Consider the following 15715-nt stretch of genomic DNA (forward strand, 5'->3'; position numbering starts at 1 on the left):
AGCTATGTTATCAATGTTGCTAAACGGTGATTGCCTAAACCAGAAAGCCTTCCTGGCTATGGAGCAGAGGCTCCTGAATATCTGGCATGGCAACGGAGTACTGCTTTCTTTGTATTTAGCTAATAGGGATCAATATAACAGCGTTTCAGCCCATGAAGGTCAAACTGCCGCCATAGCAGGAGTAGCGCTCACTTTACCAGAAGCCGTATTCTTTGCTGCCTTGTATTCGCTGGCAATTTTTTACAGGCATAGACCTGAATTGCACATGCGCTTTATGTGCAGTACCGCTTTTTTGTTGATCAACCCTGCTTTGGGCAGAATGTTCAGAACCTATTTCGGTTTTACGCCTGGATTCGCAATAAGTAGCCTTATTGTGCTGGCGCTTGTTGGAGTAATAATGATTGTGGATTCATCGCGCACAAAACGCATCAGTCCGTTCACCCTGGTATTTAGCCTGCTGTTGCTGCACAGGATAATTTGGCAACTGAGAGACACTCCTTTTTGGCAGGCAATAGGAAGTGTGATAGCGAAGATATTTTGATGACAGACAAGGCTATTTCCCTTTCGACAAGTGTTCGGAATAGGAATTCGAAGGCGGTGAGATAAATACAGTTACGCGGAGGGGCACGGAGAAGACACAGAGGTGCACAGAGAGAAGTTCCGGGCGATGTTTCGTGAGACACGAACCATGGCGGTGAGAATAGTTCAGATCTTGCAAACAAGTTACGATCTGGCAATAATTTTACATACAAACCAACTCATAACTAAATGAGGCCAGCCTTACAACAATTTTGCATTAACAGAACTACTTACTTCCCGGATTAATTTCCTTGCAGGCATACGTAATATACGCCGGTTCTCCGTTAGGCGCAAAGCCCAAAAGAGGTTGAACGCCGGCATCTAAATACCAGCTTGTAGGATACCCCTGCTCATTAACAGCGCCTGTTTCAATGGCCAATGGATTTTCACTATAGTTCAAATCGAGAAACTGCCAGACCTTATTTGTCTTGCGTATGTTCTTAACGCCGAGTAAATAAGGATAAGTGGGTGGATAGCCGGATGGTTGATTCCCCGCCAGATTATATTCATACTGCTGTGTGGTGAATGTTCCGTCGGGCTTATAATCTTTTTTAGCAACAACACGGCCCTTGTTGTCCAATTGATACTCTATCAGGTTAACACTTCCATAAGTTGTTGGCCTATCGCCTGGCCATCCGGTGCCGTAATTAAAAACACTGTCTACAATTAATGAATCTGACACATAAACGTATTTGTGCCAGGTAATAAAAGATGTGGAGTCTGCATAGTTACTAGTCCGTTCGTACCCTATCAATCGCTGCTTATCATCGTATTTAAAGAACCGGCTATAATCCAGGTTGTCAACATATTTGACACTCACAGGATTATTATGGCCGTTATACTGAAAATTGGCAATCAGGTAATCATCTTCATCACCTCGCCCGCTGATCTGTTCAATTCTACAGGTAGCAGCAGAATCAACGGGCGGTTTACCAGGTGTAGTTGGTTCACAATCTTCCATATTCTTTTTGCAAGCAGTGAAAGCGAGTACAACTATAATTATCAGGATGTATATTATCGCGGTATCTTTTTTCATACATAAGGTTTGAATAATTCAGGAAACATAAAACAACAAGAGATCATTTGCATGAATAAGTAACGGTAGCAGAATCTTCTAAATCCCATCCTAAAAAGGGAGAGATGTTATACTCAACGGTGCCCGGATAGCCGGACGGTATATAATCATATCCTTCATGCTGGGACATGTTAACGCTATAATCAAGATCTAAAAATTGCCATACTTTATTTGTTGCACGGATATTTTTGGTGGTGAGATCGTATGTTTCTCTGTCACTGCGCCTCAGGTTCCCATCGGCATTGTAAAAGAAGGTTTTGACATAATGATACTCATATTCAATATATGAATGCCGGATTACCCGGCCCTTATTATCCAGGTTAAAAGTGTCAATGTTATTGGTTGTAACGATCAGGGAGTCATTAACATACCTGTACATGGTATCTATATCACCGGTGTATGTTGTGTCAAAGGTTTTGTGATAACCGAGAAGACGGTTTTGACTGTCATACTTAAAAAACATGTTGGAAATTGCAAACTTGTCGCCGTTCTCTACCACTATGCTCAGCGGATCATTGTTGACGTTATAAGAAAAGTTTGCTGTGAGGGGAATGTCAAAGATGATAAACTTATACGTTTCAATTCTGCAGTTGGATGCGACGGGCGTACATCCACAATCATCCATTGATTTTTTGCAGGCTGAAAAAGACATGCATGCTGTGAGGAACAGCAGCAAACGCAGCAGGGTGTTTTTCATATTAAAGATTTACAGGTTATGGTTTAATAGTCTAAATGAACAAAAACAATGTAACTCGTTTGGAAATGTCCTTTCTTAATTAGCGAACAAGCAGTTGAATTAGAGAGTGAATTATCTGTATGCAATTTATAAGGGGTGGCGTAAAGCTACAACTGGGAAATGGGAATGTCAATAGGGAGGTATTTAGTTCAAAAAATCGGTGTGTTGACGCAGATCGGTGCATAATGTATTACACAGAGAAAACAGCCGGAGAAAAAACCGAGGACCACAGAGCTTTGATTGGCAGCAGATTTATGATCAACAACTTAGGACAGAATGGATGCAAGTTAGTAATCGACTCTCTGTGCAACTCTGTGTCTCCTCCGGCTGCTCCTCTGTGTAACCATTACACCAAAAAACAGCAGGTGGCGACACCGAGTTAACCAGCAAATTATTTGACGCTAACCACCACCTTCTTTTGCGGATCGACACTCACATCTGTATAAGATACCATCTTACCTGAAGCATCTTTACCCACAACTGCCTTTTGCGTTCTTCCATTAGCTACCAGATTGTTGTGTGAACCATAAAACTGCGCACGCCATATTACTTTGCGCTCGCCGTTATTGGTAAATTCAGATGAGCCGGGCTGATGTTTTACAGAAATATTTGTGCCGAGCAACGGAACATTTTCGATGAAACAGGATTCATTATTATTTGCCTTGTAAATCGTTTCCACCCTGTTATATCGCGCATCCGGTTGTATGCCCATTAACCCGTTAACAAAACCGAGTATTACACCATAAGAAACTTCAGGATACTCACGCCTTTCCGTTTTAGGATCTGTAAGCAATAGCATGTATTTAGCAGCCTCATCCCAATAACCGTTTTGATAAAAAATATACGGGAAGTAGGACATGTTTTCGACGTTCCACGTATTGTTCAACAAATGTTCAATTGTATGACGTTTTCTGGCACTATCGCTTAGTGCGCTAAACCAAAACAGGAAGGTTTCTCCTTCATTCTTGCCGAAAGCTCCTTTGTTGCTGTAAAAAGTATTGTAGAGATTTTCCTTCTCATCCCACCAGTGTTTGTCGATGTGTGTTTGATATAGCGCGGCCTCTTGTTCGATTTTTTTGGACTCTGCTGTCTTACCATTTTCTTTAAGGATTGCTGCGTAAGATAAAAGCCCGCGATAAATAGCGGCGACCAAATCAATCCCCATCTTCATATTGGGAACACCTTCAGAATAAGAAGGCAATCCTCTTGCGCGGTGAAATGCATCTTCATCATTGTAGGCTGCGCCAGCGTTTGGATGAGCTGGTCTTGTCAGCAAAGAATCCGGCTGTAGTACCCAACGATTAATATAATCGCTGGCTGACTTGTCATGAAAATATTTGAATGTAGGATGACTGATGTAATCCTTATCGCCGGTCCATAAATATAGTTTCCAACAGGCGTTCATGATATCGAAGTTGGCATTGAGGTTGTACCAGAACGCAGTATCATTTCGGTAGTCTTCAGGTGCGGGTTTACCATACCTGTTGATCTCCCAATAGCTGCACCAGTCTTTGGACTCAGAGATATTCTTTGCAAACAGCGTGAACATGTTTTTATTCGCATCAGTCAGCCCCAGCGCTTCTGCGGGAATAGCCTGGTGGGCTACATCCCGCATGCAAAATGCATAGCGTGGTGGCAAAGCGGATTCGTACCACGGACCGACAGGATCTTCCGGTTTGCCTTTGTAGTGCAGCGCCATTTCTTTGGCGCGAGAAAATGCGGTTTGCAGATCTGGGTTGGAAGAAGTGAAAGTAATACTGTTCTGCTGGGCGTCAGCAGGAGTGATGATGCTTGCAAACAAACTAATGAAAGCTAATATCATTAAACGTGAAACCATTTTGAATCTTTTAATTATTAATGTCGCAATATGTTCGGAAAAACATGTCAGGCAGGATTAGCAAATTTGTTCAAGTCTGGCATTTATTTCTCTGTGAACCTCTGTGTCTTCTTTGGCTGTTTCTCAGTGTAACAAAAAGTTACGCAGAGAGCACAGAGCAGACACAGTGTTTCACAGAGAATACATCAGGCTTAGCAACACCAGTTTTAGGCTTTAGGCTTTGGGCTTTAATCTTATTTCCAGCGGCTCCATTCCATTCCAATTAAACTTTTGCACCGAGCCATCAGAGTGGCGGATATTAATCTGGTATTGGCCACCGGATCTTGCTACATCTATATCAAAATCTGATTGAAAGAGATGAAGCTTTTTAAGCGACATGTGCTGCCATCCTTTTGGCATTACGGGCTGACAAAGAAATTTATTAAATCCTGTGACGCGAATACCGAACAATCCTTCGGTAATAACGCGACAATAGAGCCCGCTTTCTGCTGCGAGGTGACGTTGATTCCCTTCTGGCCAGGCTTCTATTGCATAAGGCACATGTTCACCCAACAATCGCTTTCTTGAATATTCGGATAAATACTTTGCAGCACTGTCTGTAGAACCTGCATAAAAGGTGCCCCGTAATGCATACAACAAAGCACGATCCCAGTAAGTGTCAGAACCGGCTTCGGTCAGCATGCCACTCTTTGTCCATAAATAAGGAGAATAGAGTGCTTTTAGTGTGCCTTCTTTTCTATCAAAAATTCCCATGGTTAAAGGCATGCCAATCCATGAGCGTAGCTTATCATTGCCATCATAATAACGGTAGGTTGTATAACCCTGCACAGTACTCCCAAAATATTGCTCAATGTTCTTTCTTAGCGTTGTTGCTTCATTGCGTAACTGGGTGGCCTTTGTGTTATCGTTCAATGAAACAGCAAGATCTGCACCACTGATCAACGCACCATAAGCCAATGTGTTGGTTGAGAGATTAATTTTTCCCGCAGGAAAACGACCTTCGAGTTCATCAGCATCAGACTGAATGACGCCTTGGCTGGTTTTCTTCTTTCTCAAAAATTCCAGGCACCAGTCAATTAATGGCCATAACTTTTTTGCTTCATCTTTATCCCCGTAAGCCAGGGCAAACCTTGCAGCTCCATAGGCGATCATTGCCTGGTCTCCCCTATCGCCGGCCCCATTCCAGACATCAACGCCTTCAGCAATAATAGAGCTGGGAATTGGTTTGTAATCATCATTCATGAACTTAGCAAACCATCTGAAACTGTTGATTGCCGATTCATTGCCTTCTGCATTGCCGAGAAAAGGAAAAAAAGGATCCACATATTCCGCCTGATCATTTGCCCAGATGGCCGCATAGTACGATCCGCCACCGGGACCATGCATCAGTCCGCCTTTGGTATCATAAATGCTTTCCGTTACCCTGATCTTCGCAAAACCGAACATTTTGTTGACAATGCTATCCGGTGTTTGCAGCACAAGATTCTGCTGCATGTCCTGCACAAACTGCATGCGCTTGATGTATTCATAACTTGCTGAATAATCATACGGCTGATCGCAGGTTTTGCGTGCAGAATAAACAACTGCATAACTGATATCCTCGCCCGGCTTTAGTGCAAAACCGCCAAATCCATAGGTAGTAGTTGATAACACATAACTTCCATACACGCCTTTTTTCGGATCTGTTGTATCGGCAGATTGCCTTGCAGGGACTTGCAGCGTGATGGATGCATTTCCATTATTCGTTATCCTGCATTGTTCAATAACAGCGGCTTTCGTGGTGGATGGAAAAACGCGGCGTTCTAATGTCACGTTTTTTGCGAGGGCGCTTTGAATGGTCAATATGCCATTGATGCTAAATGAAACAACTTTTTCATTAGCAGGAACGCCATCAATCACTAGGGGCGGCATATTCTTCCCGGATGTGTTCCAGTTCAGGCTGCCTCTTGTTTCATTAGGAATCGTGCGCAGCATAGGGAAGTAAAGCTTTTTATCCAACACAAGTCCCTGTCCGTTACTTGTGCCGAATGTGACGATTGCTGAAACCTGCTTGCCGCTCATTTCCATGTGATCGGTATGTGGCGTATCATTCGCCTGAACGCTCCATTTTATACCCTCATTTCCTTTCATGTGCCACCTGGGTGACTGCCCGTAGCCTACCTGGCAAACACTACACGCGAACAATACAATAAACAATCTAATCATTATCTATATTTAGTTTTTATCAGACGCAATTGACCAGTCAAAAGTAAAAATTCAAAAGTCAAAAATGGTCAACGCGAAGCTTATCTTAATTCATTGCCGTTCGCTTTAGCGAACGGATTAATGCCAATAATGAACATGGCTTTAGCCAAACTTTTCGATTTTTGGGGCTAAAGCCCTGTAAATAGTTATCCTCGCGTCCGTTCGCTAAAGCGAACGGCAATGAAAAATGCAACCATCTAATTTGATCCATCAACTTCCAAACTGAACACGTCACCTAAGTCTGTCTACCACGCTCGAATTTTCATTTTCTTCCGATAACATCGCGGCGACTTTTTTACTTTTTACTTTTGAATTTTTAATTATACCCCTGATTCTGTTTTATCGCAGGATTTGCCTGGATCTCACTACGTGGAATAGGGTAAAAATAAAAGTTTGGCACCCATGTTCTCTTTTCTACGGTATTTATTTTATAAGTAAATGATGTATTTGAAGGATCGGTGGGCGTTATGATGATCCCTAATGCATCCCCTGCGCCGCTTTCTGCAACACCCCATCTTCTTAAATCAAAAAAGCGATGGCCTTCAAAACAGAGTTCAACCTGGCGCTCTTTCTGAATTTTCTGGATCAGATTTGTGCCACTTATATCCGGCATACCAACTCTTTGCCTGATCAGGTTAACGTACTTCAGCGCTTCCACACTGTTACCAAGATTAGCCTGCGCTTCAGCATAATTTAAATATATTTCGGACAGGCGGAAAACGATCCACTGCGCAGGCGCATAAGGCACTGAAGAAAAAATAAAACTGTGATCAACCATTTTCAAAACGGTATAACCTGTTTTTGATGCGTTCCATGGCGCATAGATACTTTCTTTTGAGTCAAGCCCGCCTTCAAAAAATTCTGCCGGGCGGCCATGAAATTCTGCACCATTATGCAGGATGTCAGCATAAAAACGCGGATCCCTGTTGTCATAAGGATGACTGGCTTTTATTGGATCGCTCCAGCTAAAATCAGTGCCGTCTTTCATCTGGAAAGCATCAACCATTTGTTGTGTGGGATTGTAGGCACTGTAGCCATTACCACCATCATAACCATTGGGACTAAGATCACGGTTGATGGTATTATACCTGTCATCAAAAACGTTTCCAAACACCCTTCCAAAAATTACTTCAGAATTAAAGAAGTCGGTGAAGATGGTTCCATAATTTGATGCATTTGCGTACAATGCATACAGCGGCATATCAATAACCGCCTTTGCAGCATCGGCGGCAGCCTGCCATTTTGCTTTATCATTAGAGGTATTGAAATATGGACTTGCTGCATACAACAGCAATCTTGATTTTAATGCGAGCGCCGCACCAACAGTTGCTTTTCCATTATCTGCACTTGACACAGTAGTTGGCAATGCCGGTACCGCCTGATCAATATCTTTCAAAATAAAATCTTTCGTTTCATCCCAACTCGCCCTTGTTTCGTTAAATACCGTATCAGTAATTGAATACGGCTTATCCACCAATACAACTCCGCCGAAACGCTTCAACAATTCGAAATAACAAAGCGCACGTAAAAAATGCACCTGTCCTGTGGCGTTGGTAATAAATGCTTCGTTACCTGTAGGATTGAGTCTGCTTATGTTTGTGAAAAAGGTATTGGCCTTGTTGATGGTATTGTACAATGTTGACCAATAGTTAAGCGTACTGCTGTAGTTTAATGGAAATGAGCTGTTCTGGTTATCCGGCGTTGCTTGTCCCAGCACATATTGTTTTTCATTGCACCAGTTAAAGTTGCTGTAGAGCTCATCTGTTTGAGCGCCCCAACCGAAGCCGGCATCCTTATAAACAAAAACTGATTCGCTATAGATCTGGTTTATGTAAACCTGCACCAGATCCGGACTTGACCAAACGGTCTGATCGTTGTATGAACTTGTAGGCGTTACGTCAAGTACACTTTTACAGCTGGCAAAGCTGATAAGTAAAAGTATAATGACAGGTATGAATATATTTTTCATTGCTAATTTTTTGATGCACTAAAAGGAAAGATTTAAACCAACATTGATCACCCTTTGTACAGGATATCCTAAGCCAGAACTGCTGGCAGGTGCTGACTCAGGGTCATATGAAGGGCCAAATTTATCAATAGAGAAAAGATTGTTTCCGCTCACATAAATCCGCAGCGCCTGTATTTTGGCTTTGGCAAGTAATTGCGTTGGTATGTTATAACCGATCTGAACATTCTTCAATCGTAAGAAAGCATTGTTTCTTAGCCAGAATGTAGATGACCACGCATTAGAACCAAACCTTGCATTTGTAGGACCGTTGAAGTTAACAGGGTATTTATTGTCGCCTTCTTTCTGCCATCTGCCTGTAAAAAACTCTTCAGCCATATTTAATCCGTTTGGCATTAAGATCGCCTTGGCTGCGGCCTGTCCGCTAAAAAATACCGTTACATCAAAGTTCTTATAAGTAGCCCCCATTGTTGCGCCGTATACAATTTGCGGCACGGGAGATTGTGTTATTCTTATTTGGTCAAGTCCATCAATCTTACCATCTCCGTTGATATCCTTATACTGAATATCGCCTGGTTTTGCACCGACAGGATGCGGTGTTTTTTCTATCTGATCCTGGTTTTGATAAAGTCCGATAGCATCATATAGCAAATAGGCTGAACTGGGATAACCGGTGCTTTTTTGATAAGCCGGAACAGAAGACGCTTCAGCAATATTGATGATCTTATTGGCCACATAAGTAAAGTTGCCGGATACATAATAAGAGAACGATTTGTTCACCGGCTTGCGATATTCCATCGCGACTTCGATGCCGCGATTCAGTACTTTACCAAAGTTTACATCAGGCAACACGAGACCGGAGTATGCGGGAACCACTGCAGTATTCGGCCTTAGGATATCCGAACGCATGGAGCGGAAAACATCTACCGTTACACTAAGGCGATGCCACAACTGCATATCTACTCCAATATTTGCATTCGCTGCTCTTTCCCATGTGATATAAGGGTTTGGACTCGGGCCGAGATTAAAGCCTGCATATTGTGTATAATCAGAACCATAGAAATATCCGTTGGCGAGATAAGTTCCGTTTTGGCCTGCCTGCAGTGTATACGTTTGCAGATATTGATATGGCGCAACCCTGTCGTTACCCAAAGTACCGTATGAACCTCTCAATTTCAGATCTGTGATAACACCTGATTTAAAGAATGCTTCTCTTGACACACGCCATGCTGCAGAAAAACCGGGAAAGAAACCAAATCTTCTGCCGGGTGCAAATATGGAAGAACCATCATAACGCAGGTTTACATCAATCAGGTATTTATCGTCATAACCATAAGAAACCCTGCCGATATAATTCTGGCGGGAGAAAACATCTGTACCTGAATTATTGGTAGCGCCGATAGTGCTTCCTGCATTTAACTCCTGTACAGTATTACCGATAAAACCTGTGCGGTATGCAGATAATGTAGTAGATGTTTGTTTCATCTGCTCATAAGCAGCAAACACATCCAACGCGTGCAAGCCGAACCTTTTTGTATAGCCAATTTTGATATTGTACAACTCGTTCGGCTGGCGTTGCTGATTTAATGTAAGATTGGGCGTTCTCGTTGAATTGACCTGTTTAAGCGAATCGCCACTCTGATCATACGCATAAGCCGGCGGCGGCGTTGCATTAAACGTTTTGTTGTTGTAGTTGTACAGGTCATAAGCATAATAACCTTCCAGTCTCAAGCCTTTGGTAATAGAAGAAAGATCCCAGCTAAAGCCGGTTTTTGTCTGCAGGAAGTCGTATGAATTGTTTACATAACCCAATGCGCCGTTTACCGTATAGAGTAATGCATTATCCGGTGTACCAGAAATACCAACGCCCACTTTGCCATCAGGATACTGACTTACGAGATAAGGATATGCGGTCCACAATTCATGAAAGATACCGCCCGTTCCATAAGAGTTTCCCTGCTTGAATTCATGGCGGTACAAAACATCTACATTAATCTTAAAACTGTTGGTGGCCTGAATATCAAGGTTCGCCCTGCCGTTCTTATTTTCATAATAGTCTGCACCGCCTTTGTACATGCTATTCTGGCGCAGGTATTGGCCTGATACAAAATAATTCACCTTGCCTGATCCGCCACTTATTGAAATGTTGTTATTGGTTTGAAATGCCCAGTTGCGCATCACATCATTCCACCAGTCGGTGTTAGGGTGGCCGAGCGGATCTGACCCATCTTTAAATTTCTGGATATCATCATCCGTAAAAAATGGCTGCTGCCCTATGTAATTATAATATTCGTTGGTAGCTATCGCATACTCATAAGAATTGAGCAACTTAGGTACACGCGTTGGTTGCGTGAAAGATTCGTTGGTACTGAATGTCAGCGAAGTTTTACCCGCTGCACCTCTTTTTGTGGTGATCAAAATAACACCATTGGCGGCCCTTGCGCCGTAGATGGCGGCAGAAGCATCTTTCAAAACAGTGAGCGTAGCAATATCGTTTGGATTGATCCTGTCAAGCCCTCCCTGTCGATCCGGAATACCATCAATAACAATCAGCGGAGAATTATCTCCCAATGTACCTATGCCACGTATGTTGATCGTTCCCTGATCTGCACCAGGTTCACCACTTCTTGTGTTTACAACCAGACCAGGCAATGAACCAGCCAGGCTGTTAGACAAAGCAGCCACAGGGGACTTGGACATTTCGGCTCCGGAGATAGTTGCCACAGAACCTGTAAGACTTGATTTCTTCTTGGTGCCATAACCAATCACTACAATTTCATTCAGGCCGCCTTCTGCGCGGGTTGACATTGCAATGTGAAGATCACCTGAACTATCTGAAAGATTTATCTCCTGGCTTTGATAGCCCACATAAGAAAACACCAGCACCTGGTTGTGAGCATTTAACTGGATGGAAAAATTTCCTGAAACGTCAGTAATGGCGCCTTCTGATTTGCCCTTAACAGCGACCGACACATCGGGCATTGGTTGTCCTTTCTCATTTACTACATTCCCTTGAACGGTTCGCGTTTGTGCCCAAAGCAGTGCAGGACACTGAGCGACGAGGAATAGTAGCATAATAGTCACCAACAGGTGCCTATTACGGCAGTGTTTCGTTTTCATTTTGTTTATTTTGATTTTTAGCAAGCACAATAATGTAGCAGGCACCGTTTTAACGGCACATCATCTCTTCAGCTAGATCCAGTCTTATTTCCGGATTATCTGACTCGCAATCTTTTGTTTCGGTCTATTCTGTTCTACTCAAAATTAGAAATTTATTTTATTAACCAAAAAAATTTGAAAATATTTTTAGAAAGGATTTTTTTTAGTCTATAATAGACCAGAACAAACCTATCTTTGGAGAGAACCGACGTGGATATAGTCACAGTAAAGCAACCTATAATTTTGAACCATGTTAATGCAACCGATTTTTGAGAAAATACAGGAACTGAAATCCATACCTTCTTACTCTAAGCACGATCAGTTAGTTCAGGGCATTATCAATGCCATTGATGAAAAAATAATAACCACCGGCAGCCGCCTGCCTACCATTAATGAAGCCATCAATGAATTGCGTTTTGCAAGGGAAACGGTTGTTAAGGGTTACAAGGATCTTATAAGACGTGGCATTGTAGAATCAAAGGGCAGGAAAGGATATTTTGTGGCGAACGGCAATACCGGCCAGATCGCAAAGGTTGCATTGCTGATGTATTTGATGGATTCTTTCCAGGAACAATTTTACCGCACTTTCAGAGACGAGTTAGGCAACAAGGTGCATATAGATATTTTTTTTCATCACGGCAATATCGAAATTTTTGAAACGATCCTTAACATGATCAAAGGCAAATATTCGATGTATGTGATTTCGCCCATTCCCCACCCCAGAACCAAAGAATTATTGAATGAGATACCACGCGCCAGGTTTATCATGTTCGACCGTTTTGAACCGATCGGCGGGGAATTCAGTTATGTGTGCCAGGAATTTGAAAAGGCAAGTTTCGATGCTTTTTCTGCGCTTGCAGACAATATCAAAAAGTTTGACGAGATGATCTTCTTTCACACAAAAGATTCGCTTGATCCGGTTGAGATCATTAAATCCTACAAAAAATTCGCAAAAAAATATGGCATTAATGCAACGATCAAACCGCATTATGTGCCGGGCACGATTACTAAAGGCAAGGTCTATTTCTCATTGAACAACGCTGAACTTTGGGAGATATTGAATGATTGCAAAGCCGCTAAACTAAGCCCCGGAAAAGACATCGGCATTCTTTCGCATAATGATGAGCCTGTAAAAAAACTTGTTGCAGACGGCATTACTACTTTTTCAACTGATTTTGGACTGATGGGCAAAAGGGCCGCACAGGCCATCATCAAAAAGGAGTCAGTACAGGAAATTATACCAAGCGTTTTAATAAAGAGAAAATCACTTTGATCCTGAAAGATGAATGCCACTGCATTAATAAGCTTCGCGATTGCACTTATTGCCATTGTCTCCATTTCATGGTATAAAAGGCAGACGCCTGTAAATGCCCTCGGCTTTTTCTTTGCCAATAAACAGCTGGGCTATTTATCCGTAGGTTGTGCACTTTACTTTACAAATGTCAGTGCGACTGAGTTTATCGGCGGCAGTCAAACCGCGTATATCAACAATATGTCGGTAATGGCATGGGGCGTAAGTTCAGTGCTGGCAATGCTGATCGTGTCTGAATATATTATACCGATCTATTTGAAAGGCAAGATGCTGACCACTCCTGATTTTCTGGAGAAACGCTTTGACAGTACAACAAAAAAAATTGCGTCCTTAATGTTCCTTGTGAGCTACTTCGCCAACATCTTACCGATTATATTGTATGGTGGTGCAGTTGCAGTAAATGGACTTTTTCATTTCACAGATCATTGGCCGTATGGATATTTCAGTATGATTGCGCTTCTTGTAGTTTGCGTGGGGCTGCTTGGTTTAATGTATTCGACTATCGGCCTGAAAGCAATTGTTGTATCGGACGTGTTGTTAGCAATTTGCCTTACGCTTAGCGGCATCCTGTTTTTATACTTCGCATTCAGCCATCTTGGAAATGGCAGTATAGTAAAAGGTATCCGGTTGGTCACCTCATCTCACCAGGAACACCTTAACGCGATAGGAACCAAAAACGATGCCGTCCCATTCTATACGATGTTCACTGGCATGTTTATCATCAATTTATTTTATTGGGGCACAGAGCAGGTAATGCTTCAGCAGGCGCTTGCAGGCAAAAGTCTTATCGACATACAGAAAGGTATAGCCATGGCGAGCTTTGGTAAATTATTGGGACCATTTTTATTTATCCTTCCTGGCGTACTGGCTGTTCATGCAATACCGGGCATACAAAACTCAGTTGAGGCATTTCCGCGAATGGTAAGCCTTGTAACCCCATCCGTAATTACCGGAATCATAGGAACGGTAATGTTTGGTTCAATTATCACATCTTTTTCGGCTACACTAAATAGCGCCAGCACCCTGTTTGTACTTAATTTTTATCAGCCGGCGAAAGAGCGCAAAACGGGAGTAAAAATGAAAGGCGAGCATGTGATTAAAACTGCTAAACGTTTCGAGGTAATTGTTTGTGTGGTTGCTATATTAGTGGCGCCATTTATTTATTTTGTTAAGGGGAGTTTTTATACCTACATTCAAAAAGTGAGTGCTTGCTTCAGTATTCCAATTTTTACAATTGTTCTTGCTGGATTTGCTACAAAATGGATTACATCATTTGCGGCAAAGATTGGGTTGATTGTGTGCATAGCGGGTTATATCATAACGCAGTTTTTATTGGACACTTCTATTCATTTCCTGCACATGATCTTTATTCTCTTTTTATCTACTATGGCCATCATGGCAGTTATAAGCAAATTGTATCCATCAAAAACTTTAGCTGAACCTATCCGGTTTTCGCAATCCGAAACAGCACTGCATTACTGGAAGCACCGGCATATCGTAAGCATTGTATTATTGGTACTGATGCTAGCTGTGTTTGTCTTGTTTTCGAGGTGGGGAGTGGCAAAGTGATGGAATTATTTTAAGAATTCAGCCAGCTTATTAATCACCTCATTTCGTCTCAAATTCTTTGCTATAATCTTTCCTTCAGGATCTAGAAAAAAATTGCGGGGTATCGCCGTAATTGCATAAAGTTTCGCTACCTGATTATCCCAACCATTTAAATCGCTTAAATGCGTCCACGTCAATTGATCCTGTCGGATCGCTTGCAGCCACTTTCCTTTATCTGTATCGCAGGAAACAGACACAATTGCGAACTTTTCTTTGTCGAATATCTTTTGAGCCTTTACTAAAAATGAGCTTTCTTCCCTGCACGGCCCACACCAGCTTGCCCAAAAGTCTAACAGAACATATTTGCCCCGAAAAGAAGACAGACTTATTGTCTTTGTGAATGAGGTATCTTGTTGTATAAAATCCGGGGCAATCGCTCCGATGGATAATGTTTTAAGCAAATCAATTTCCTTTCTGAAATACTTCACCTGCTTGTAATGATTAACTTCTGAAACTTCATAAAACCTGATCAACGAATCGGCCTTCTCTAAATTTGAATTGGCAAAGCCTCCAGCCGAATTGATACTCGAATATGCAAAAGGATATTTTTTAATAAGCGCCTCAATCACTGAGTCGGTGCTTCTGTTCGCATCTTTTAGGCGTGAGCCAACGGCGGCTATCATTGCGGTGTCTTTATTCTTTTCAGCCTCCGCCTGAAGCTTGAACAAATTCTCAAAAACAGCCCTTAAGCTATCCGATGTACTAAATGCCATATATATCTTGCGTATATCATTTTCCCTGGAACCATTGACAGAAGAAGCATACAACTTATTGGCATCTCCAGTAATCTTAATAGCTACATTCTCCAGGATGAATTCAAAAACACTATTTACTCCTTCTATTTCCAGTCGACAAAAAGCCGGCTCTACGACTTTTCCAGAAAAAATAAAGTTTCCTCTAGCATCTGCAATTGCCGAATCTTTAAAATTAGCATCCTTGAAGAAATCCTGTTCTGTTAAATAGATCATCTTCCCCTGTGAATCTTCCAGATGGCCATTTATTAGATAACTTGGATTTGACTTTCTGCTATCAGTGGTGTTGGCGCTTTGCGAATAGAGTATTGAACAAGAACTGAAAAAGACAAAGAATAGCAAAAAGATTTTCATAAGCGTTTTAAAGTTGAGGAAGAAAAATAGCCATCAATTTAAATAAAAGATTTGTAGAAAATCACAAATAGAAAAATAATCCTCATTCATACC

At 42.0% G+C, this 15715-nt stretch carries 10 protein-coding genes; 3 read left to right on the plus strand and 7 right to left on the minus strand.

Annotated elements, in window-relative coordinates; genetic code table 11:
• On the plus strand, window positions 1–541 hold a 541-nt coding region (locus tag QTN47_RS15100), incomplete at its 5' end, for a hypothetical protein (RefSeq protein ID WP_369330226.1).
• A 264-nt stretch (window positions 542–805) separates the two neighbouring features.
• On the opposite strand, the gene QTN47_RS15105 is transcribed toward QTN47_RS15100, so the two are convergent.
• The 6 genes from QTN47_RS15105 to QTN47_RS15130 form a co-directional block, all read right to left on the minus strand.
• Entirely contained in the window at window positions 806–1615 is an 810-nt protein-coding gene (locus QTN47_RS15105; protein WP_369330227.1) for a hypothetical protein, read from the minus strand.
• Window positions 1616–1658: 43 nt separating this feature from the next.
• Entirely contained in the window at window positions 1659–2351 is a 693-nt protein-coding gene (locus tag QTN47_RS15110) for a hypothetical protein (protein WP_369330228.1), read from the minus strand.
• A 430-nt stretch (window positions 2352–2781) separates the two neighbouring features.
• A complete protein-coding gene (locus QTN47_RS15115) occupies window positions 2782–4227 on the minus strand; it encodes a hypothetical protein (protein WP_369330229.1) in 1446 nt (481 codons plus the stop codon).
• A gap of 213 nt (window positions 4228–4440) precedes the next feature.
• A complete protein-coding gene (locus QTN47_RS15120; protein WP_369330230.1) occupies window positions 4441–6432 on the minus strand; it encodes a hypothetical protein in 1992 nt (663 codons plus the stop codon).
• Between the two features lie 355 nt (window positions 6433–6787).
• Complete coding sequence (locus tag QTN47_RS15125; RefSeq protein ID WP_369330231.1) at window positions 6788–8440, minus strand: RagB/SusD family nutrient uptake outer membrane protein; 1653 nt, start codon at window positions 8438–8440, stop codon at window positions 6788–6790.
• A gap of 18 nt (window positions 8441–8458) precedes the next feature.
• Window positions 8459–11557 carry a SusC/RagA family TonB-linked outer membrane protein gene (locus QTN47_RS15130; RefSeq protein WP_369330232.1) on the minus strand — a complete coding sequence of 1033 codons (3099 nt, stop codon included), beginning with the start codon at window positions 11555–11557 and terminating at the stop codon, window positions 8459–8461.
• 295 nt (window positions 11558–11852) lie between these two features.
• Between QTN47_RS15130 and QTN47_RS15135 the strand changes: the two genes are divergently transcribed.
• Both QTN47_RS15135 and QTN47_RS15140 read left to right on the plus strand, forming a co-directional pair.
• Window positions 11853–12869, plus strand: coding sequence for a GntR family transcriptional regulator (locus tag QTN47_RS15135; protein ID WP_369330233.1), 1017 nt, complete (start codon window positions 11853–11855; stop codon window positions 12867–12869).
• A 9-nt stretch (window positions 12870–12878) separates the two neighbouring features.
• The gene (locus QTN47_RS15140) at window positions 12879–14477 is read left to right on the plus strand and encodes a solute:sodium symporter family transporter (RefSeq protein WP_369330234.1); all 1599 of its coding nucleotides are present in this window, start codon (window positions 12879–12881) and stop codon (window positions 14475–14477) included.
• Between the two features lie 5 nt (window positions 14478–14482).
• On the opposite strand, the gene QTN47_RS15145 is transcribed toward QTN47_RS15140, so the two are convergent.
• Complete coding sequence (locus tag QTN47_RS15145) at window positions 14483–15622, minus strand: TlpA disulfide reductase family protein (protein WP_369330235.1); 1140 nt, start codon at window positions 15620–15622, stop codon at window positions 14483–14485.
• Window positions 15623–15715 lie beyond the last annotated feature (93 nt).

The sequence above is a fragment of the Danxiaibacter flavus genome (genome assembly GCF_041060425.1).
Classification (GTDB): Bacteria; Bacteroidota; Bacteroidia; order Chitinophagales; family Chitinophagaceae; genus Danxiaibacter; species Danxiaibacter flavus.

Bases quoted from the DNA above. Each gene is read 5' to 3' on its own strand.
- QTN47_RS15105 (WP_369330227.1), bottom strand. From the start codon at position 1,615: ATGAAAAAAGATACCGCGATAATATACATCCTGATAATTATAGTTGTA.
- QTN47_RS15110 (WP_369330228.1), bottom strand. From the start codon at position 2,351: ATGAAAAACACCCTGCTGCGTTTGCTGCTGTTCCTCACAGCATGCATG.
- QTN47_RS15115 (WP_369330229.1), bottom strand. From the start codon at position 4,227: ATGGTTTCACGTTTAATGATATTAGCTTTCATTAGTTTGTTTGCAAGC.
- QTN47_RS15120 (WP_369330230.1), bottom strand. From the start codon at position 6,432: ATGATTAGATTGTTTATTGTATTGTTCGCGTGTAGTGTTTGCCAGGTA.
- QTN47_RS15125 (WP_369330231.1), bottom strand. From the start codon at position 8,440: ATGAAAAATATATTCATACCTGTCATTATACTTTTACTTATCAGCTTT.
- QTN47_RS15130 (WP_369330232.1), bottom strand. From the start codon at position 11,557: ATGAAAACGAAACACTGCCGTAATAGGCACCTGTTGGTGACTATTATG.
- QTN47_RS15135 (WP_369330233.1), top strand. From the start codon at position 11,853: ATGCAACCGATTTTTGAGAAAATACAGGAACTGAAATCCATACCTTCT.
- QTN47_RS15140 (WP_369330234.1), top strand. From the start codon at position 12,879: ATGAATGCCACTGCATTAATAAGCTTCGCGATTGCACTTATTGCCATT.
- QTN47_RS15145 (WP_369330235.1), bottom strand. From the start codon at position 15,622: ATGAAAATCTTTTTGCTATTCTTTGTCTTTTTCAGTTCTTGTTCAATA.